This is a genomic window from Neobacillus sp. Soil_C_43 (assembly GCF_057656715.1).
Map to the genome: position 1 here is coordinate 34570 of NZ_JBDGJV010000007.1, position 22087 is coordinate 56656.

General features: G+C 38.1%; 18 protein-coding genes, 1 tRNA gene and 1 pseudogene. 13 read left to right on the top strand and 7 right to left on the bottom strand.

Annotated elements, in window-relative coordinates:
- The first annotated feature begins 188 nt into the window (after window positions 1-188).
- From AC3A54_RS11305 to rlmH, 10 genes are all read left to right on the top strand, one after another.
- A tRNA-Phe gene (locus AC3A54_RS11305) sits at window positions 189-261 on the top strand.
- A 413-nt stretch (window positions 262-674) separates the two neighbouring features.
- Window positions 675-2126: a peptidoglycan DD-metalloendopeptidase family protein gene (locus AC3A54_RS11310; RefSeq protein WP_487654535.1), complete on the top strand. Its 1452-nt coding sequence runs from the start codon at window positions 675-677 to the stop codon at window positions 2124-2126.
- Between the two features lie 394 nt (window positions 2127-2520).
- The gene (yycF, locus tag AC3A54_RS11315; protein WP_430116666.1) at window positions 2521-3231 is read left to right on the top strand and encodes a response regulator YycF; all 711 of its coding nucleotides are present in this window, start codon (window positions 2521-2523) and stop codon (window positions 3229-3231) included.
- Between the two features lie 8 nt (window positions 3232-3239).
- Window positions 3240-5066, top strand: a complete 1827-nt coding sequence (walK, locus tag AC3A54_RS11320; RefSeq protein WP_487654536.1) for a cell wall metabolism sensor histidine kinase WalK — start codon at window positions 3240-3242, stop codon at window positions 5064-5066.
- Window positions 5063-6385 (top strand): YycH family regulatory protein, encoded by a 1323-nt coding sequence (locus tag AC3A54_RS11325; RefSeq protein ID WP_487654537.1) that lies wholly within the window; start codon window positions 5063-5065, stop codon window positions 6383-6385. The genes walK and AC3A54_RS11325 overlap by 4 nt, the downstream gene beginning before the upstream one ends.
- Window positions 6372-7169, top strand: coding sequence for a two-component system regulatory protein YycI (locus AC3A54_RS11330; protein ID WP_308081695.1), 798 nt, complete (start codon window positions 6372-6374; stop codon window positions 7167-7169). The genes AC3A54_RS11325 and AC3A54_RS11330 overlap by 14 nt, the downstream gene beginning before the upstream one ends.
- 6 nt (window positions 7170-7175) lie before the next feature.
- Window positions 7176-7970: an MBL fold metallo-hydrolase gene (locus AC3A54_RS11335; protein ID WP_487654538.1), complete on the top strand. Its 795-nt coding sequence runs from the start codon at window positions 7176-7178 to the stop codon at window positions 7968-7970.
- 363 nt (window positions 7971-8333) lie between these two features.
- The gene (locus AC3A54_RS11340) at window positions 8334-9581 is read left to right on the top strand and encodes a S1C family serine protease (protein WP_487654539.1); all 1248 of its coding nucleotides are present in this window, start codon (window positions 8334-8336) and stop codon (window positions 9579-9581) included.
- A gap of 148 nt (window positions 9582-9729) precedes the next feature.
- Complete coding sequence (locus tag AC3A54_RS11345) at window positions 9730-9888, top strand: CxxH/CxxC protein (protein WP_487654540.1); 159 nt, start codon at window positions 9730-9732, stop codon at window positions 9886-9888.
- 100 nt (window positions 9889-9988) lie between these two features.
- Window positions 9989-10468 carry a 23S rRNA (pseudouridine(1915)-N(3))-methyltransferase RlmH gene (gene rlmH, locus AC3A54_RS11350; protein WP_335544914.1) on the top strand — a complete coding sequence of 160 codons (480 nt, stop codon included), beginning with the start codon at window positions 9989-9991 and terminating at the stop codon, window positions 10466-10468.
- A 149-nt stretch (window positions 10469-10617) separates the two neighbouring features.
- Here the strand turns inward: rlmH and AC3A54_RS11355 are convergent, their stop codons facing one another.
- Window positions 10618-11097 carry a PAS domain-containing protein gene (locus AC3A54_RS11355; RefSeq protein ID WP_487654541.1) on the bottom strand — a complete coding sequence of 160 codons (480 nt, stop codon included), beginning with the start codon at window positions 11095-11097 and terminating at the stop codon, window positions 10618-10620.
- 264 nt (window positions 11098-11361) lie between these two features.
- Window positions 11362-11510, bottom strand: a pseudogene (locus AC3A54_RS11360) (IS4 family transposase); the annotation flags it as partial.
- A 159-nt stretch (window positions 11511-11669) separates the two neighbouring features.
- Between AC3A54_RS11360 and AC3A54_RS11365 the strand changes: the two are divergent.
- Complete coding sequence (locus AC3A54_RS11365) at window positions 11670-12698, top strand: acyltransferase (RefSeq protein WP_335544916.1); 1029 nt, start codon at window positions 11670-11672, stop codon at window positions 12696-12698.
- A gap of 97 nt (window positions 12699-12795) precedes the next feature.
- Here AC3A54_RS11365 and AC3A54_RS11370 read toward each other — a convergent pair whose 3' ends face one another.
- From AC3A54_RS11370 to AC3A54_RS11380, 3 genes are read right to left on the bottom strand one after another with little or no spacing between them, the layout of a single operon-like run.
- Window positions 12796-13512, bottom strand: coding sequence for a LutC/YkgG family protein (locus AC3A54_RS11370; protein WP_487654542.1), 717 nt, complete (start codon window positions 13510-13512; stop codon window positions 12796-12798).
- A gap of 2 nt (window positions 13513-13514) precedes the next feature.
- Complete coding sequence (locus tag AC3A54_RS11375) at window positions 13515-14939, bottom strand: LutB/LldF family L-lactate oxidation iron-sulfur protein (RefSeq protein ID WP_487654543.1); 1425 nt, start codon at window positions 14937-14939, stop codon at window positions 13515-13517.
- Window positions 14940-14980: 41 nt separating this feature from the next.
- Complete coding sequence (locus AC3A54_RS11380; RefSeq protein ID WP_487654544.1) at window positions 14981-15697, bottom strand: (Fe-S)-binding protein; 717 nt, start codon at window positions 15695-15697, stop codon at window positions 14981-14983.
- Window positions 15698-16202: 505 nt separating this feature from the next.
- Here AC3A54_RS11380 and AC3A54_RS11385 point away from each other — a divergent pair.
- Together AC3A54_RS11385 and AC3A54_RS11390 are read left to right on the top strand one after the other, a co-directional pair.
- A complete protein-coding gene (locus tag AC3A54_RS11385; protein ID WP_487654545.1) occupies window positions 16203-19004 on the top strand; it encodes a bifunctional diguanylate cyclase/phosphodiesterase in 2802 nt (933 codons plus the stop codon).
- A gap of 17 nt (window positions 19005-19021) precedes the next feature.
- Window positions 19022-20665, top strand: coding sequence for a thiamine pyrophosphate-binding protein (locus AC3A54_RS11390; protein ID WP_487654546.1), 1644 nt, complete (start codon window positions 19022-19024; stop codon window positions 20663-20665).
- 42 nt (window positions 20666-20707) lie between these two features.
- Here AC3A54_RS11390 and AC3A54_RS11395 read toward each other — a convergent pair whose 3' ends face one another.
- Together AC3A54_RS11395 and rluF are read right to left on the bottom strand one after the other, a co-directional pair.
- Window positions 20708-21340: a hypothetical protein gene (locus tag AC3A54_RS11395; protein ID WP_487654547.1), complete on the bottom strand. Its 633-nt coding sequence runs from the start codon at window positions 21338-21340 to the stop codon at window positions 20708-20710.
- A 17-nt stretch (window positions 21341-21357) separates the two neighbouring features.
- Window positions 21358-22065: a 23S rRNA pseudouridine(2604) synthase RluF gene (gene rluF, locus AC3A54_RS11400; protein ID WP_487654548.1), complete on the bottom strand. Its 708-nt coding sequence runs from the start codon at window positions 22063-22065 to the stop codon at window positions 21358-21360.
- Window positions 22066-22087 lie beyond the last annotated feature (22 nt).

A 22087-nucleotide genomic window follows, 5' to 3' on the forward strand; every position in this document is an offset into this window, starting at 1 on the left:
CTTTTGAGCAAAGGTCTTTATCTCAATAAAAGATTAGTGAATCATCTTATTATGGCTCAGTAGCTCAGTCGGTAGAGCAGATTGCTCACATCTTGATTTTGCTTCTGCGGCAATCTGCGAAAAAGAACGGAAGTTCTTTTGAGCAAAGGTCTTTATCTCAATAAAAGATTAGTGAATCATCTTATTATGGCTCAGTAGCTCAGTCGGTAGAGCAAAGGACTGAAAATCCTTGTGTCGGCGGTTCGATTCCGTCCTGAGCCATCCAAAAAAGAAGTTTGCTTCGGCAGGCTTCTTTTTTTATTCCCTCACAAAACACATTTTGTAATCTTTTTGTAATAAAACACCCTCTTATTTTACAAAACAGGAATAATTCGCTTGTCCTATTATATAAAAAGTAATCTATTACTCTAGGACTATTGTAATCCTTGATATTATAGGAATTCTACCCTACTCCATATTTAAAAAATCCAAAGAAAAATCGAGCTAATTTGACTGATTAATTTTTAAAAAAGTAGAAAAATGTCAGCAATTATACATTTTTGTTACATTATATCAACTATTAATCTTTTTAAATCAAACTATGGTAAAGTAAAGGAGGTCTAAAATACTGGGAAATTCTTTGTTAGTCAAAAGTACTAGAGTAAGAGGGTTTTACCGTGGTTTAGGAGGAAAAGATGTTATTTTTTAATAAAATAGCGAAAACAAAAAAGTTTTTACTACTTAAAACGACCATTATTACTGTATTGGCAGCATCTGTCGTTGCCTTTAGCAATGGGCCAGTTGCACTTGCTACTTCATCGAAATTAACCACCATTTATCATGTATATTTGAATGGTACATATATCGGCAATGTTACTGATAAAAATATAGTCGATCAATTAGTGGACGAGGAAGTTATAACAGCCAAAAAATCCCTCAAGGATGTCACACTAAAATTTGGTCCACAGGTCAAGTACATACCTGAACAGGTTTTCCGTGCTTCTGCCGATAATCAAGAAACACTTCAAACTATTAAAAAGTCATTCCAACTGCAAGCGGAGGCATCAGCCATCGTTATTGATGGAAAACCAATTGCTTATTTAGAAAATAAAGAGGCCGCCGAGGATGTCATTAAGAAATTAAAGCTTCAATACGTAACTGAAGAGCAATTAAACGAACTGGAGTCTAGAAAAGCGTCTGCTACTCCTTCTTTACCCGCATTAAAGGAAAATGAAACTCGTTTATTAGACGTTCGATTATCAAAAGATGTTTCAATTAAAACGGAAAATATTGCTCCGGAAAAAATATTGTCTAGTGCGGAAGCCTTAACGTTTTTACAAAAAGGAACATTAGAGGAAAAGAAATATATTGTTCAAGAGGGCGATGTTCTCGAAACAATCGCTGCGAATCATGGCTTAAGTCAGGCTGATATCCTGGCATTAAATCCAGGTCTGACGGCTGAAACACTTTTGAAGATTGGTCAGGAATTAAATGTTACGGTTCTACAACCGTATGTGGCTGTCATTGTTGATAAAGAAGCCAATCAAAAGGAAGAAATAGCATTTACGAATGAAGTAGTTGAGGATTCATCTATGCCTAAAGGTGAAACCAAGGAAAAGCAAGCAGGACAAAATGGATCCCGCTTAGTAAACTATTTACTATCAGAACAAAATGGCGTAACCATTAAAAAAGATCAAACAAGTGAACAAATTCTACAGCAGCCAATCAATCATATTGTTATTAAAGGAACGAAAGCAATCCCGTCTCGTGGGGAGGGTTCCTTTGCCTGGCCAACTGTTGGTGGGTATGTATCCAGTAAGCTTGGCTATCGCTGGGGGAAAATGCATAAAGGGATTGATATTGCGAGACCAAGTAACAAGACTATTAAGGCTGCCGATAATGGCGTTGTTGTTTCTGCTGGTTGGGATTCAGGTGGCTATGGAAATAAAGTCATTATCGACCATAAAAATGGTTTCCGTACGCTTTATGGCCACATGTCATCGATTAACGTAAAAGTAGGCCAAACCGTTTCTAAAGGCACAGCAATTGGAATCATGGGTGCAACAGGAAACGTAACCGGCGTACACCTTCACTTCGAAGTATATAAAAATGGAAGCTTAGTTAACCCACTTACTTATTTAAAATAATGGCTATGTTAAAGAACAGTGTTGATTTTTACACTCTGTTGATTGGAGCGGAAGGCACGAAGACTCCTGTGGGAGTATGGTTCAGGGGAGACCCCGCAGGCGCATGCGCCGAGGAGGCTCGCCGAAACACCCACGAACCGCTTGTGCCTGGAGCGGAAATCAACAGGCAAGTTTAACAGAACCAAAATAATATAAATGAAAGGTCTCTAGTCGTTACTAGAGACTTTTGCTTTTTATGAAAAAAATCAAAAGTGGAAAAGTATAACATGCCAATCTTGCCAAATGCTAGTTAAAGATGAATTTATGCTAATAAAATGGTAAAGTAAAATAGTATAGTTATGACTTTTAACAACTTGTGATTGAATAGATAATTGATAAATAAAGGAGCAATGGTATGGAAAAGAAAATTCTTGTTGTGGATGATGAAAAGCCAATTGCAGATATTTTGCAGTTCAACCTGAAAAAAGAAGGATATGTTGTCTATTGCGCCTATGATGGAAACGAAGCACTCGAATTAGTGGAAGAGATACAGCCAGATCTAATTCTCCTAGATATTATGCTCCCATTAAGAGATGGTATGGAGGTATGTCGGGAAATTCGCAAAAAGTACGAAATGCCGATTATTATGCTGACAGCGAAGGATTCTGAAATTGATAAAGTATTAGGTCTAGAACTAGGTGCAGATGATTACGTAACAAAACCGTTCAGCACAAGGGAATTAATTGCCCGTGTGAAAGCGAACTTACGTAGACACCAACAAGTATTGGCACAGCCTGATGCTGAAAATGAGTCAAATGAAATTGAAATTGGTTCCCTCGTGATCCATCCAGATGCCTATGTGGTTTCCAAACGCGGTGAGACGATTGAATTAACGCACCGTGAGTTTGAGTTGCTTTATTATTTAGCAAAGCATATTGGGCAAGTTATGACGAGAGAACATCTCCTGCAAACCGTATGGGGCTATGATTATTACGGAGACGTGAGAACGGTAGATGTAACGGTTAGACGTTTGCGTGAAAAAATTGAGGATAGCCCAAGTCACCCAACATGGATTGTTACCCGCCGCGGAGTTGGATACTATTTACGGAATCCTGAACAGGAGTAATATCATTGATGAAAAAGGTTGGTTTTTTTCGGTCAATACACGTAAAATTTGTCATTATCTATGTATTGCTTATATTAGTTGCTATGCAAATTATCGGCGTGTATTTTGTAAAGCAGCTGGAAGAAACGCTTAGAACAAACTTCCAGACATCATTAAAAGAGCGCGTAAATTTGCTTGCATATAATATCGTTGAGGAAATGAAAAAGGAACGGTCCCCTGAGGATCCAACGGTCGAAGAGGATATTAAGAAAATCCTCCGAGACTTTGATGCAGGTGATATATCCGAAGTTCGAGTGATTGAAAACAGATCACTTAAAATACTAGGGACCTCTAATACCAACAATCAGGGGCTCGTTGGGCAAAGAACAACAGAGCTTAGGATTAAACAATCAATGGTGATGGAAGAAGACCAAAGTGTCATCCAAATTGACCCGCATACAGGGGACCGAATTTGGGTTCTCGCTACCCCAATTAAATCAGGAAAAAAAGTCATTGGGGCCATCTACCTTGTCGCAAAAATAGAAAATGTGTTTGAACAAATGAAAACTATTAATGGTATTTTTGCCACAGGAACTGCGATTGCTCTATCGATTACTGCCGTTTTAGGAATTTTATTAGCCCAGACGATTACAAGACCGATTGCCGATATGAAGAAGCAGGCATTAGCCATGGCAAAAGGGAATTTTTCACGGAAAGTAAAAGTGTATGGGTACGATGAGATTGGCACACTGGCGATTACCTTTAACAACCTGACGAAAAAGCTTCAAGAAGCACAAGCCATGACTGAAGGGGAACGGAGAAAACTTTCGTCGGTTCTTTCTTATATGACAGACGGGGTTATAGCTACCGATCGGAAAGGGCGAGTCATTTTAATCAATGAACCAGCAGCCAAGCTGTTGAATGTTTCACGTGAAACAGTTTTATCCCAACCGATTGTGTCCCTTCTAAACTTAGATGACACGAATACATTTGAAGACTTACTCGAGGAGAAGGATTCATTAATCCTAGATTACAGTACGAAATCGGAGCGTTATTTCCTTCGTGCGAATTTCTCTGTAATCCAAAAGGAAACCGGCTTTGTTAATGGACTGATTGCCGTTCTTCATGATATTACAGACCAGGAAAAAATTGATGCTGAGAGACGAGAGTTTGTAGCCAATGTATCACACGAACTAAGAACACCTTTAACCACGATGAGGAGTTACTTGGAAGCCTTAGCTGATGGTGCCTGGCAGGATGAGGAGATTGCACCGAATTTCCTAGAAGTAACACGGACTGAAACGGAGAGAATGATCCGGCTCGTGAATGACCTTTTACAGCTTTCAAAAATGGATAGTACAGATTATCGGCTTACGATAGAATGGGTCAACTTTGTTGACTTCTATCACCGAATCATTGACAGGTTTGAGATGACTAAGGAACAAAATGTTACCTTTAAAAGAAAGCTCCCTAACCATGCCATATTTATTGAAGTTGATGAGGATAAAATGACACAGGTTTTATATAATATCATTTCGAATGCCTTAAAGTACTCTCCTGAAGGTGGACAAGTGACCTTCTCTATTAAAGAAGAGGAAAGTAGAATTATTGTTAGTGTCAAAGACCAAGGTGTAGGAATTCCAAAAGAAAACATCGGAAAGATTTTTGACCGCTTTTATCGTGTTGATAAAGCAAGGACCCGTAAATTAGGTGGGACAGGCCTGGGTCTGGCCATTGCGAAGGAAATGGTCAATGCTCATGGGGGTTCGATTTGGGCTTCTAGTGAGGAAGGAAAAGGAACGACTATTGCGTTTTCCCTGCCATATGAGCGTTCAGAAGAGGATGAATGGTCATGAGATACGAAAATATTAAATCATGGATTTTAACCATACTAGTCTTGGTGAGCATACTTTTAACCTGGAACCTTTGGACCTATCAACCTAACTATGACACGATGGAAAATGGGAATACCGTGAAAGAGGTTACGGTAAGTGAAAAACAAGAGGTTCAAAGTATTGTCAGTCCTAACCAGATTTTATTCCATTTGAAGAGCAAGCACTATGGAACGAACAATCCAGTGGAATTAGACAAGATAGTCAAGGAACTAAGAAAATGGTCCTTTTTTGATGTGAAAAATGTGACCGACAAAGTTGGGAATATTAACGATTTAGCTCGTAAGGATGGAAATGCAGAAATTATTTATTCAGGGGAAATTCCCATTGAACTGTATCGCAGTGTATTAAATATTGAAGGAAAAAAGGTCCCCTCCTTCAATTTTAACCGTATTATTATCGATGTTGATAATTCGGAGAAGGACACGGGAAGCGTTTATTTTGTTTCCTCTGAAAATCAACAGGTGTATTTAAGTCGGATCTCTTCCGTTAATTTGAGCGAATTTAATCATGATTTTTTCAAAAATGCGACTCGGTATCCTGAATTTTTTGCCTTTGAAGCATCTGAAAGGCGAACGATTTACCTTCCTGAAGGAAAAACGGAGATGACCACTTATAAATATTTACCGGTAGCAATTAACTCAGAGGAATTCAAGGATGCGCTGTTTAATGATCCAAGTTATGTGCAAAAAAGCTTTATCTCAAATGGGGAAGAGTACGCAAATGATTCTAGTAAGATGACGATTAATTATGATACAAGTATGCTTCAATATGTAAACCCTATTCCGGAAGATACTTATATTGATAGCTCCTATGATTTAGTCAAGCGCAGCATCGATTTCGTGAATGAGCATGGCGGGTGGACAGGTCCTTATCGATATGTTTCTAAAAGCGAATATAATCGTTCCGTTACGTTCCGATTGTACAGTACTGACGGCTACCCAGTTTATAATGACAGAGGGTTATCAGAGATATATGAAGAATGGGGACGAGATGAAATAGAAAAATATGTTCGCTCGTTCATATCACTAAATCTACCGTTAACAACTGAAATGAAAAAGGTGACGCAGCCTTCAGGTCATGAAATAGTGGAGTTTTTACAAAAAAAGCAGAACTTTAAACCAGAGCTTCTTGAGGAATTGATTTTAGGCTATCGAATAGAAAGGGATTCGGAGGAGAATAAATTGATCCTCTTAGAACCTACCTGGTTTTATCGATATGATAAGACGTGGGGGCAAATTACGATGGATGATCTAGGAGGCTCGAAGCATGGATTGGAGTAAAATTAAAACCATTTTTATCTTAACCTTCTTGATTTTAGATGTGTATTTGTTATTTCAATTCATGAAAATTCGTGATGCCAATAAGTATGAAATCAAAACGGAAGCATCCTTTGAAGAACGATTAAAAACCGATGAGATAAAGTATGTAGAGCTTCCAAAGGAACCAGTAAAGAGTCAGTATCTAAGCGCTAAGCCGAAGACTTTTGCAAAAGGGGATTTGGCCAAGCTAAAGGGACAAACGCCTTCTTTAAAGGGGCCAGGGACTACCCTTGAAGCTACACTTGAAAAGCCGGTGCAGCTAAGTTCCAAGTTTGAACCAGCAGAGCTTGCCAACTTTTTAAAGGAAAATATTCTCTACGGTGAGCATTATCAATTTTGGGAGAAGAACGACAAAAAAAATACGGTTACTTACTATCAACAATATGATAATTTCCCCTTATTTAAAAATAGGAACGGGATGATTACCTTTACGATTAATACAGATAATCAAATTGTCTCTTATCAACAAACCTATCTTGAAGGAATTGAAAAGCTTATGGGGAAGGAAGAGATTCTTACTCCATTAAAGGCAATTGAAACCCTTCATTCTAAAGGGAATCTAAAACCGAAGAGTAAAATTACTAAAGTTGAACTTGGTTATTCGACACTTGTTCAGTTGGCGGCATCCCAAGTGTTAGCGCCAACCTGGCGTTTTGTTGTTGATGATAAGGAAAGCCTGTTTGTGAATGCATTTGAAGGTCAGATTATAGAATTTAACAGCGATGAAAATAGTAAAGTGGAGTGAAGTAGAATGTCTTTACGATATAGCATTCTGGCAAGCGGAAGTACAGGGAATGCTCTCTATGTGGAATCAGATGAGCATTCCTTCCTTGTAGACGCTGGTTTCAGTGGGAAGCAAATGGAGTCTTTATTTGCACAAGTTAACCGTGATATTAGTAAGCTTTCCGGCATTTTTGTCACCCATGAGCACAGTGATCATATTAAAGGCATTGGCATCCTTGCACGTAAATATCATTTACCCGTATTTGCAAATGAAAAAACCTGGCGTGCAATGGAAAGCTCTGTAGGAGCAATTCCAACGGAGCAAAAGTTTGTTTTTGATATGGAAACAGTAAAGAGCTTTGGTGGAACGGATATAGAATCATTTGGCGTCTCACATGACGCAGCTGAACCGATGTTTTATGTGTTTCATCATTCAGGAAAAAAACTGGTCCTGATTACGGATACAGGTTATGTAAGTGACCGAATGAAGGGGATCATCTCTAACGCCGATGTGTATATTTTTGAATCCAATCACGATGTACAGATGCTCAGGATGGGAAGATATCCTTGGAACATTAAGCGTCGAATTTTAAGCGATGTGGGGCATGTGTCTAATGAAGATGCAGCTTATGCGATGAGTGATGTGGTGGGTGATCAAACGAAACGTGTGTATCTGGCCCATTTAAGTCTTGATAATAATATGAAAGACCTAGCAAAGATGGCCGTGGCTCAAACGTTAGAAAGCCGCGGAATGATTGTTGGAGAACAATTTGACCTCTATGACACCGATCCAAAAACACCAACCATTTTAACAGCAGTATAATAATTGTTTCGAAAGAGGCTTCCATTCAGGGAGCCTTTTTTGGTACGAAAACAGCTAAGGTTAAATTAAACCTGTTGATTGGAACGGAAGGCACGAAGACTCCTGCGGGAGTAGCGGTCTCGGGAGACCCCGCAGGAGTGAGCGACGAGGAGGCTCCCGGAACGCCCGCGGAAAGCGAAGTGCCTGGAGTGGAAATCAACAGGTACCTGTTAAAAGAACCTTTATGAAAAAATTATGAACAAAGTCGTAAGTTTTTCTTAAATTTTGTACGTTCTTTAGAAATTTAAGGAAGAACGAGTATAATTGTTATTATAAGCCAAAATAGTAGTTAGCAATCTTTTCGAAAGAGAGGAATGGTGTAAATTGGGTTATTATGATGATCATTCACAAGGACGCTATCGGGAACAAAAAGGAAAAAAAAGCGGGATCTTTCTCGCTAGCTTAGTTGGTGCAATACTTGGAGCAATTTTAGTAATCATTGCCATTCCAGCCTTGTCCAATCAAGGTGTTCTGCCTTATGAGATTAATCCAGCTCAAAATGCAGGAACAGAAAATAACAACACGAATACAAGTCAGCAAAATATCGTCCAAAGGCAAGTTGCTTATGACGTCAATACAAATACCACAAAAGCAGTTGATAAAGCAGCAGATGCAGTGGTTGGAATTAACAACATTCAGTCAACCAGCTTCTGGTCTGACAATGGGAATGGGGATAATTCAGAGGAAGCTGCAGGAACCGGATCAGGTGTTATTTATAAAAAAGAAGGCAATCAAGCCTTTGTTGTGACGAACCATCACGTAGTAGAAGGGGCCACAAAGCTCGAAGTAAGTATGGCAGACGGAACAAAAATCCCAGCTAAGTTGCTTGGAAGTGATGTTTGGACAGACTTAGCGGTGCTTGAAATTGATGCCAGCAAAATAAAAAAGATTGCTGAATTTGGAGATTCGGATAGCTTGAAAATGGGTGAACCTGTTATTGCTATTGGAAATCCATTAGGTGCTACGTTTTCTGGATCGGTTACACAAGGGATTATCTCAGGGATTAAACGGACCATTCCAGTAGATATCAATCAAGATGGCATTATTGATTGGCAGTCAGAGGTTCTTCAAACAGATGCAGCGATTAACCCAGGTAATAGCGGTGGGGCCTTGATTAATATCGCGGGCCAAGTCATTGGAATTAATTCAATGAAAATATCTCAAGAAGCCGTTGAAGGAATTGGTCTGTCGATTCCAATTAACTCAGCTAAGCCGATTATTAATGATCTTGAGAAATTTGGTTCGGTTAAACGTCCATATATGGGCGTGGATTTAAAGTCCGTATCTGAGATTCCTGCATATTATCAGGAAGAGGCGTTGAAGCTTCCACGAGATGTAAATTACGGAGTAGCACTTCGCCAGGTAGTGCCGAATTCTCCTGCATCCTTAGCTGGATTAAAAGAACTGGATGTAATTGTGGAAATGGATGGGCAGAAAATAAATGACGTGATCGATCTTCGTAAACATTTGTACCAGAAAAAGAAGATTGGCGAGAAAATGAAGATTAAATATTATCGAGATGGCCAGTTAAAAGAGACTATGTTAACACTATCTGGAGAAAAACTACAATAATAGAAGCAGACAGGTGGTAGATTCACCTGTCTGTTTATTATTTTCATATGGTATGATGTATGAGTTATTTAAGTAGCCGTATGACGACTGCTTATAAAGTTAACAATAGGAATAACATATTTAATAGGTTTAGGAAGGTGAATAGTAAATGATTTATTGCTGTGAGGAACATGTAGATGTTGCTTTAGATACGGTTGTGGATGAATACGAAACTTTTCCGGTTTTAACAAAAATTGATGTGGATAACTTATCAACAAGTTGTGAATACTGCCAAAATACAGCTGTATATATAGTAGCGAACAAGTGATTCCATACAATATGTGGACAAATAATGTGGATATGTGGATAACTTCTGTGGATAAGTTGTTTGTAAACTGTTTGTAATAAAAATAAAAGGGCTGTGGATTGTGAATATCTCGATTGTTACGGTTGGTAAATTGAAAGAAAAATATTTAAAGCTTGGGATTGAGGAATATGTAAAGAGACTTTCTGCGTATGCAAAAATTGATATAATAGAAGTAGCTGACGAAAAAGCGCCAGAAGAATTAAGTGAGCTAGAAATGAAGCAGGTTAAGCAAAAAGAGGGAGAAAGAATTCTTGCTAAAATCAGCCCAGATACATATGTGATAGCTTTAGCGATCCAAGGAAAAATGCAATCATCGGAGGAGCTTGCGGTTACGTTAGATAAATTAGCGACATACGGAAAAAGCAAGATTGCTTTTGTAATTGGTGGCTCGTTAGGGTTAAGTGAGGAAGTGTTGAAAAGGTCGAACGAGCAGCTATCTTTTTCCCGGATGACCTTCCCCCACCAGTTGATGAAACTGATTTTGGTTGAGCAGATTTATCGGGCTTTTCGTATTAATAGAAATGAGCCTTATCATAAATAGATGCGGTTTTTTCGAAGAACTCGTTTATAGGAAAACTTGTTACTGTTTTAGCATAAGTAACAACCAAAACTTCTATATATAAAGAAAAACACATTGAATCGGGCGATCCAGTGTGTTTTTCAGCGGCCTCTCAAATCGAAAGATATATTTTATTCAGGCATAACAGCTATAAATTCGTCAATAGTTTCAGGGGTGTGTTTACCCTTTTTTCCTTTGAAAAGGTCGAGTTTAATGGTCACATCCATACAGCCAAGGTATTTTCCATTTTCATCACGTACTGCCATAAACCTTTGGTAAATTTGACCGGTTTCTCCACCAGAGCGTTTTTGAAACCAAAATTCCCATTCGTCGCGTGCTCCTGAACGGAAATCATTCAACAATTTTTCAACATGATGAGCCACTTTTGGGTGAAGCTCAAGCACATGGCGACCAATTGCTTCGTTACGACGACCATGGACACGGTTTGGATTATTTGAATACCAGCGGAAAATATCGTTAGCATCGCAAAAACCCATTTCAAAGGGTAAAAGATTGATAATTGAATCCAAAGTGCTCGCTTTAATTGCACCAGTTTCAAAATTAATGATAGCTTCAGGACTAATTAATTCTGACAATTTATTTTCAGACATTAGTAACACTCCTTTATGCAATCTCTCTTTATGAAAAGTAATAGTACAAATATTAGTGAGGAAAAGTCCTCAACTTTTAGGTGATTGTTATCTAACCTCATTAATAATGATAGCATTAATAATGATTGCGAATTGTGATTTATCTCACAAAAATTGTTTTTGATCATTACCTGCAATTAAGGGACTGGCCCTTTTCAAACCAAGATTAAAGTAAATTATCCTGAGCAATTCAAACGTTCAGGATAATTTTTTATAGGTATATTTTCAACTTTCGCAGAGTGAAATCGGTAAATAAGCCATGTTATAATTAGTGAAGGCCTGAGGTCCACTGCTTCAGTTGACTTTGAATTAACTTTTTGACTTTCTTATGTGTTAGTTCTAGTCTCTTGAAGAAGCTCGATTAGCTGCGAGACATTGTTCTAGTAGCATTTCGATTATGAAATTGATTCGGTTTATGATATAATCCCGAAGGTTATTATTTACAATCTTTGCTATCGGAATTTTAATTGATAATAGTTAATTTTAGTTTTCACTTTTTATTGAGTTATTCAAAGTTAGGAGAGTATAAATGAATGAATAGACTAGTATATTTGGATTGGCTACGGGTATGCGCGACGGTTTGTGTGGTTATTATTCATGTATGTGCTGCTGGTTATGTAACAACACTACAACCAGATAGGGAAACGACTTGGTTTATAGGAAACTTTTTTGAAACCCTTTCACGTTGGGCTGTCCCAGGATTTGTTATGATTAGTGGTGCTCTATTATTGAAAGATCAACGAGAAATGTCGTATTGGGATTTTTTTAAAAAGCGTGCGAGTAAAGTAATAATTCCTTTTGTGGGATGGAGTGTTTTATTTTATGCCTACGGAGCATATAGTGGTTATTTCCCACTATCAATTAAAAATGCTATAAAGCTTTTTATAAATAATGGTATATCCTATCACTTTTGGTTTTTTTATATGATTATTGGATTATATCTAATTACTCCTCTATTAAGGGTGTTTGTGAAGCATGCTCAAAAGCATCATATAGAATATTTTTTAATCCTGTGGTTATACACATCAGTAATTACAGGATTGTCAAATTTTTTAATTGGTATGAAATTTTCTTTGGAACTAGAACATGTAACTGGTTATGTTGGTTATTTCCTACTCGGGTATTATCTTAGTCATTTCGAAATCAAAAAGTTTTGGAGAATACTTTCATATTTTGGATTATGTATTGGTATGCTTTCGTTATTCTTTTTAACTTACTATTACACATTGGAAAATGGGGGAAAACTAAGCCAGTATTGGTATGGGTACTTTTCACCATCTGTATTCCTTTTCTCAGCTGGTCTGTTTATATTATTTCGATATAATTTTAATAAAGTATCTCTACCAATAATATTTTCAGCGATAAATAAAGCTAGTTTAGGAATATATATTATTCATTATTGGTTATTGAATAATTATTTATGGAGGGTATTCCCACAAGTTAACGCTAATTTCCATCAAGTATTGGTTATTCCAATAAATATTACAATTACTTTTGTTCTAAGTGCGTTAATTACAATAGTTTTACAACGTATTCCAATTGTGAAAAAATTGCTACCTTAATTATACATATACAACCGATTCAAAAATGTATATTTTTCATCCATGAGAACAAATTAATAGAGTGAAATATCCTGCCGACACTCGACAGGATTTTTTTCTATAAATCATTGATTAATATATAGGATGCTTTAATTGGTCCATGAACACCAACAACTAGATTTAGTTCGATGTCTGCAGAGTTACTCGGCCCTGTAATAAAGTTAATACAAGAAGGGACCTTTCCGCCTTTAAGTTCAATTTCCCTCATTTTCTTTGCAGCCTGAGTCATCCGAGGAACAAGGGTGCTCTTTGGAATGAGGGCAATATAGGTAGCTGGCAGGAAGTTTAGGGATCTGCCTCTATTCTCATTGCTATAAAGTACGACTGTGCCAGATTCAGCAAGTGTAATTTCACTGATGGTAATCCCCACATTTGCCTTTTCAGCAATTTGAATATTTTCTTCACCCTTTTTGTAGTCCCATTCATGGACATCAATTTTATTGCTTGGCCATTCGTTATGAAATAAATCACGAAGTCCCCACTCTTCAAAGCGCTTGTCTTTCCATGTCAGGATTGGACCGCCACCATAATTTGTGACAACTTGATTTAAAATGTCTGGTAACCCTTTTTTGTCTATCTTAAAGAAAGTAGTGTGAATTTCATTACACATATCCTCTAGAATATCGACTAAATCGTCTTGTGTTGCATCTTTAAAAACCTCATGTTGAGGTTGAAATTTCCACTTAGGAGGTTCAACGGATGTAACGCGTTCTCGTCCTAACCTTTTAGAAATTGTATTTAAAAACTGATCACGATTTTGAATGGTTCCTTCCATTATTATTTCCCTCCTTTTTCACGGTTTTTAAACCAATCCCTAAATCTCTCTTTGTTCGGAGCTGGGAACTCTCGAATTTCCGTCCAAGCCTTCATTGGTCCAGGTCCATTAGAGATTTTATCTCCAGTGGTGAATGGGCTCATAGCCATTGGTGCCATTTTGGATGCCATGTTATATAGTGCTGGAGAAGCTGCACCTAAACCAAATGCTTTCATGAGCAACTTTTCAGAAAATGGTGCTTTTCCTTCTTGTTCAACGATGACTTGGCGATGTTTAAGAAGAAGTTCATGCAATGGGATTTTTACCGGACAAACATCTGTACATGCACCACAAAGTGAGGACATATACGGAAGTTCCTTGAATTCATCATATCCTCCAAGCAGAGGAGTCAGAACCGCTCCGATAGGTCCCGGATAAATCGAATTGTATGAGTGACCGCCGACATGACGATAAACCGGGCAAACATTTATACAAGCTCCGCAGCGAATACACTGCAATATAGATTGGAAGTCCCCGCCTAAAATATCAGACCTTCCATTGTCAACAATGACAAGATGAAACTCTTCGGGCCCATCGACATCAAGTTCTTCTCTTGGTCCAGTCAATACGGTAATATAGCTGGTAAGTTTTTGTCCTACCGCACTTCTTGTCAACATGCTTACAAGAACTTCCATCTCTTCGAATGTAGGAACAATCCTTTCCATTCCCATTACTGTAATCTGGGTTTTAGGCAGAGCAGTAACAAGGTCTGCATTTCCTTCATTTGTTACAAGGCTAAATGAACCAGTTTCAGCCACAGCGAAGTTACAGCCGGTGATACCCACATCGGCTGATAAATATTCTTGCCGTAACACTTCACGTGCACATGCTGCCAATTCTTCAGGTTTTGATGTTCCTGTATAGCCTAATTTTTTGGCAAAAACATCGCGAATTTGTTCTTTGTTTTTATGTAGTGCTGGAACGACAATGTGTGATGGTGGATTATGGTCATCTATTTGCAGAATGTACTCTCCGAGGTCTGTTTCTACAACATCACAGCCTTCTTGTTCCAAAGCCTTATTTAAGCTGATTTCTTCTGTGACCATGGATTTTGCCTTTACAATTTTTTGGGCATTTTTCTTTTTAACAACTCCAGCGATATAGTCTCTTGCCTCTTCTGCTGTTTTTGCAAAAAAAACATGACCGCCGCGTTTTGCGACATTTTCACTTAGTTGCTCCAAATAGTAATCCAAGTTCTCCAAAACATGCTGGCGGATTTCTTCACCGTGTTTCCGCCACTCCTCCCAATTTCCAAGTGCATCAACTTGTCTTCTTCTTTTTACACCCATTCCATCTTGTGCACCTGCAACCGCACCACGCATAAAGTCATTTTGAAGCTCGTGATCGAGTCGTTCTTTCAAGTTTTCGGAGCTAATTTTCATTGCCATTTGTTGTCCCTCCGTTCAAAGATGATATCCTTTTGTTTTCATCAATGACTGTTTAATACTTCTGCTATATGTAATACTTTAACTTTCTTTCCGAGTCTATCCATACGACCACCGATGTTCATTAAACAGGCTGCATCTGCACCGATCAGATATTCCGCTCCTGTTTCTTCAACGTGCTGAACCTTTTCATCAACCATCTGCTCTGAAATTTTCCCCATTTTAACAGAAAAGGTTCCGCCAAAACCGCAACACTGTTCTTTTCCTGGCAACTCCGTAAACTCAAGACCTTTTACGTTTTTTAGCAATGTCATGGGTGCTTCTACGACCCCAAGTAATCTTGTCATGTGGCATGATGTATGATAGGTCACTTTTCCAATGAACTTTGCACCGACATCTTCAACTTTTAGAACATCAACAATAAATTGCGTTAATTCATATACTTTATCTGCTAATTTTTTTGCTTTTGGTTCCCAAATTGGATCGCCTGCAAATATATGAGGGTATTCAGTAAGCATATAAGCACAGGACCCTGAAGGACATACGACATATTCAGCATCCATAAACGTATCGATTGTCCGTTTCATTACATCTTTTGTATCTTTTACATAACCACTATTATAGGATGGCTGACCGCAACAGATTTGATTTTCGGGGAAATCAATTTCACATCCAAGGCGTTCCAACAATTCTACTGTTGCTTTTCCGACGTTGCTTTGAAACATGTCTACTAAACATGTTGCAAAAAGACTTATCTTCATGTTCTTCCACTCCTCCAATTACTAAAACTCATCGCTAGTCATTCGGTTAGATGATTATCAGGTCATCAGATGATTTATTCAAAAAAAGTAATATATTTATATTATGCATTCTTAATGATACTAGGAGATATGGTCTCTTCATAGTGTTGAAAAAAGAAAAAGTCGATTGAAATAATAGGCATTACAATTCCTCATTTTATTAATTTTATGTTATGGAATGGAACAAAATTAGCTGTGTCGAACGATTCCGAGACATTGCTGAAGCACTTGGCGAAAAAACGGATGGGATTTTTTATTATTATGAAACCCATTCTGTGGGTTCCTTTTTTGTGGTACTAACTTACTGAATTTCAAGTTTAATTTATAGGTATAAAGTAGGTAAAAAGTATGGAAATGAGGAAAATTTATGATAATTATGTAATCCTTGTATTAAATGGATGGGAACCTGGTGTAGAATGAAAAACATAGGGGAATTTGTCGAAATAGTATGACCGGGAGTGTTTGAATGTTAAAGGAGCAGACAAGATATTCACGACTAGCCAATATTACTGAAATGATTAATACGAAGCTTGATTTACGCGAAGTACTGGAGCAAGTAACAATCGCCATTTCTGAAGAAATCGTTCAATGTGATTCTGTTGGGATATATTTACCACAGGAGGATGGAAAATTCAGAGGATATGTAGGAAAGCCCGAGATCATTAATGGTTGGACATTGGATATGCATATCATTGATACGGAATATGATTTGTTAGCAAAAGAAGTAATTGAAACAAACAAGGCCATTTATATACCTGACACCTCAAAGGATGACCGACCTGATCCAAGGGCTGTCGATGGATTTCAAATTAAATCATTATTAGTTCTTCCCATCTCTTTTGAAGAAGAGCTATTTGGCTTGGTTTTTTTATTTGATTATGGAACGCCGATGAATTTAACAGACGATGAAATTCAAACCGTTGAAGCCTACGTCAATATGGCTGCTGTGGCCATCCAAAATGCCAACAACTTAACACATAAAGAGAATCTTATTTCAGAAAAGCAATTGCTTCTTGATGTAACACGTGATTTATCGATGTGTTCCTCCATGCAAGAAAGCCTAGATACGTGTTTTTCCTACATAGGAAAGGTATTAGATAATTACAATATAGGTGTTCACCTACTTGATCCTTTAGCAGAGAAACGGATTCGGCCGGCTAAATTAAGTAAAGATAGTGATTGGACTGAAGAAGAATGGATTAGGACCCATGAAAAAATAAAAATTGACCAAAGCAATGATCTGCTCATGCAAGAGGTTGCTGAAACAAAAAAGGCCATTTTGATTCCTGATGTATATGCAGATGAAAGACCGAATCATGATGTATGCCGCAATTTCGGGATGAAAGGTCTTTTTATGATTCCCTTAGTTTCTATGGGTGAAGTGTTAGGTCAAATTTCTGTTGTTGATCTTGGTGAGGATCATTTTTCGTTTTCCGAAACGCAAATTCAGCTGGCACAATCCATTGTTGATGCGACAGCTTCCACATTATCAAACCTCTTATATATGGAGAAACAAGAAGTCATTATTGAGGAGAGAACTTCAGAAATAACGGAGAAAAATCAAGAACTTGAAAAAGTTGTGACTGAGTTAAAGCAGCTTAGCCGTGAAAAGGAATTGATTCTTAACTCTGCGGGTGATGGAATATTTGGGTTAGATCTTGAGCGAAACATTACTTTTTGTAATCCTGCGGGAGCTTCCATGTTAGGCTACGATGCAAAAGGCGATTTAATAGGGAAATCTGCCACGAGTATTTTTTCAAATGGAAGTGACCAAAAAGGACAAAATAATGTGCCCACCCCTTTTGATGGAAACTGGGACCATTTTTATAAAGATGATAGGTTCATCAGAAAAGACAAATCTAGCTTTCCGGTTGAATATGTAATCACTCCTATTAAAGAGGGTGACAAAATTGTAGGGGAAGTAGTTACCTTTAAGGACATCACCCAAAGGAAACAATTGGAGGAAGAGATTAAGTACCATGCCTATTTTGATAGTTTAACAGAATTACCAAATAGAGTGCTGTTAAAAGACAGGCTTAATCAAGGGATTACTTACGCGCAGATGAATGGAGAAAAACTAGCCGTTCTCTACTTGGACCTAGACCGGTTTAAGTTTGTCAATGACACCCTTGGTCATAGCTTTGGGGATCTGTTGCTACGTGAGGTTGCCGAGCGTTTGAGTAACTGTGTGCCAAAAACAGCCACCGTTTCAAGGCAGGGTGGCGATGAATTTACGATTTATTTACCTAATATTAAGAATGAAAATGAAGTGTTAAAAGTAGTGAATCGAGTCATAGATTCATTTTCAAAGCCTTTTAACTTAGTAGATAGTGAAATCTATATTAAAACAAGCATTGGGATTAGTTTGTTCCCTGATAATGGTGATACAACAGAAATTTTAATAAAAAATGCGGATACGGCCATGTATAAATCAAAAGAAATTTCGGGTAATAGCTATCATTTCTTTAGTGAGGGAATGGACACACGAACATTTGAGACGATTAAACTTGAGAATGCCTTGTACAAGGCGTTAGAACAGAAAGAATTAGTATTGTATTATCAGCCGCAAATTAATTATCAAACGAAAAAGCTGGAAGGAGTAGAAGCCTTACTTCGTTGGAATCACCCAGACCGTGGCATGATTGCACCAGATAAATTTATTCCTATTGCGGAAGAAACGGGTTTAATTGTGCCTATTGGTGAATGGGTTTTGAAGGAGGCTTGCAGACAGTTAAAGGAATGGCATGACCAAGGATATCCTTCTATCAGTATGTCTGTAAATCTTTCCGTACGACAATTTGAACAGAACAACTTATTTTCGATTGTTAAGAACGCTTTAAAGAAGGTTGGACTATCGCCCGAGTATTTACACCTAGAGCTTACTGAAAATTTAATTATTAAAAATACTGAGTTAACCTTAAAGACCATGAAGAAATTAAAAGGTTTAGGTATTAATATTGCCATTGACGATTTTGGTACAGGCTATTCTTCACTAGGTTATTTGAAGAACCTTCCAATTAATACATTGAAAATTGATAAGTCCTTTGTACAGGACATGACCAATGATGATGCAGCCATTACCAATACGATTATTATGTTGGCTCAAAATTTAAGCCTCAATGTCATTGCGGAAGGTGTCGAGACGAAGGAACAGGCAGAATTTTTAGCCGCTCGAAATTGTCATATGATGCAAGGTTATTTTTTCAGCCGACCAGTAACAGCTCAGGAAATAATACAAAACTTTTTTTCTACCGTAGATAAAGATTAGTGAAAAGAGGGATTGTCATGAAGGCAGCACGTAGTGTATTAGAATATTTAAAAGGGTATGGGGTAAAACATATTTTTGGAATTCCGGCGGGTTCAGTCAATGCATTATTTGACGAATTATATGATATGCCGGAAATTACACCAATTGTCACGAAGCATGAAGGAGCAGCTTCTTACATGGCAGCTGCTTACGCAAAATATAGTGATCAATTAAGTGTTGTCATCGGCTGCAGTGGGCCAGGCGGAACCAATTTAGTAACAGGTGCGGCGAACGCCATGAGAGAACATTTACCTGTGTTGTTCATAACGGGTGCTGTACCTGTCAACACTGAAGGACTAAATGCCTCCCAGGAACTAGATGCTGAACCTATCTTTCGTTCGGTTACTAAATATAGTGTAACAGTTAAGGATTCCAGGGAGTTACTAAACCAAGTAGTAGTAGCTACAGAAATAGCATTATCAGGTGTGCCTGGTCCTGTCCATATTGCGATACCAATTGATATTCAACACGAACAAGTGCAAGATCATGATATCCCGAATCCACCTAAGAGAGATCCAATTGTTCCGGAGCTTGATTTCATAAAAATGGCCGCGAAAGAATTGCTGGCTAGAGAAAAGGGCTATATTTTTGCAGGACAGGGAATGAGGAACTCTGTTGAGCAATTAATAGAGTTAGCAGAAATGCTAGATTGGCCGATTGTGACTACCCCGCAAGCGAAGGGATATATTCCTGAAGACCATCCGCTTTTAGTAGGGGTGTTCGGTTTTGCTGGCCATGAGGCTGCATCAAAATTAATCACAGAAGGCGATGGCGAAGCCTTATTAATTGTCGGCTCAAGCCTAGGAGAAACGGCGACTAATAACTATAATGGCAGCCTGACAAAGAATCGCTTCACCGTACAAATGGATTTCGACCAAACCGTATTTAATCGAAAATATCCCATTGATTTGCCAATTTTAGGTGATATTCATTTAAGCTTACTATTTTTAATTGAAGAATTAAGAACGCTTGGGATAACGAGGAAAGAGCCAAAGGGTGTCGTTGATAAGCGGGAAGATACTATTCGAAATGTGGAAGAGTATAATACGAAAAATGTCTTGTTAACTCTTCAAAACTGCTTACCTTCATCTACTAGATATACCATTGATATTGGTGAATTTATGTCCTATGTCATTCATTATATGAGGGTAATAGATTCGGATAGTTTTAATATTAATGTTCATTTTGGCGCTATGGGAACTGGAATTGGCTCAGCTATCGGAAGTAAACTAGCTGAACCTGAACGCCCTGTCGTATGTATTACCGGGGATGGCTGCTTTTTCATGCATGGAATGGAAATTTTAACAGCGAAAGAATATAACCTTCCAATTTTGTTTGTCGTCATGAATAATGCTCGTTTAGGAATGGTGTATCACGGACATTCATTACAATTCCATCGTACCCATCCGTCCTTTGAACAGGAACCAATCAATATTAGTGCAATGGCAGCTGCAATGAATATTCCAAGTTTTAGGGTTTCTGCTCTAGAAGACCTTAATCAGAATGTCATTAACAGCTTATTGGATCTAAAGGGACCTGCCCTGCTAGAAATAGCGTTGACCGATAATAATGTTCCACCGATGGGCGACCGAGTGAAATTTTTATCATCTTTCGGAAAATAATCAAAAAAATCATATAGGTGCATGCGCCTATATGATTTTTTATTAGTAATTGTATAAATCTAGAATGATTTGGCGGATCGTTTCTATGGTCTCGACTTTAAATTCGTGTCCCACAGATTCCCCTGTCAGGGTACAGTAATAGCACCAGTTATGATCAGGATTATAGCGATAGCCAAGTGGCGCCAATGCTTGCTGCAACTCTGTTGGCACCAGTTCTAATCCAGTCTTTTCCTTAAAATACAGGGTAGGGTAAATCCTCACTTCCGCATCTCCGAGGGGTGTATCTACAACAAAGAGGTCATGCTCATGTTGAGTAATCCATTGCTCTTTGGAATAAATCGAAATCTTTGCCCCAGCTAACGAAGAAATGCCATCTAAATTGATGCCGAAAAGATTTTTGATGATATTGCGAGTTTCTTTCCCTGTTAATTCGCTTTTGGACTGATTTATGTAGCGGTCTATTGCCACTCTAGCCACTGGAATATCTTCATTTTGTTCATCCAATGATAGTGGCGCTAAGTATTCCTTAAAGACAACCACTTTCGTCTCTAAATCAATATCAAACAGCGATTGGACAATGTGACGCACCTCTTCATAGCCGAAGTCTTTTCCGCAAGACTCCAGATATTGATCCATCATTTCTACTTTTGACATAGTTGTCTTTGTTTGGCCCATTTTAAAACTCCCCCTCGTTACCATTCCTTTGGTTCATAGTTAAGTTCAAGGAATAATTGATTGCGTTCTTTTTTAGATAAATCGCGCCATTGTCCAACTGGTAAATTTCCTAAATGGATATTCATGATTCGAGTTCGCTGAAGCCTAACCACTTGGTAACCGAGAGCTGAACACATCCGCCGGATTTGGCGGTTAAGCCCCTGAGTTAAAATAATTTGAAAGACGTACTTAGATAGCTGTGTCACCTTACAAGGAAGTGTTGTGGTATTAAGTATCTCTACCCCCCCAGACATCCTCTTTAAAAATTCAGGGGTAATGGGCTTGTCCACAGTGACAATATACTCTTTCTCGTGTTTATTTTCCGCACGTAATATCTCGTTGACGATATCACCATCGTTCGTAAGCAGGATTAACCCTTCTGACTCTTTATCCAGTCGCCCAATATGAAAGATCCGTAAAGGATGATTAACGAAATCAACAATATTACCCTTTATATGCCGTTCGGTTGTACTTGTAATACCAACAGGCTTATTTAAAGCAATATATACATAATTGTTTGTGACCTTAATGGGATTGCCATCAATTCTTACATCATCTCCAGGCTCAACCTGGCTGCCGATTTGTGCCACCTTCCCATTAATGGTGATTCTACCCTCACTAATTAATTTATCCGCGCCACGCCTTGAAGACTTTCCAGATTCACTAATAAACTTATTAATACGCATAGTACGACACACCCTTAAGTGG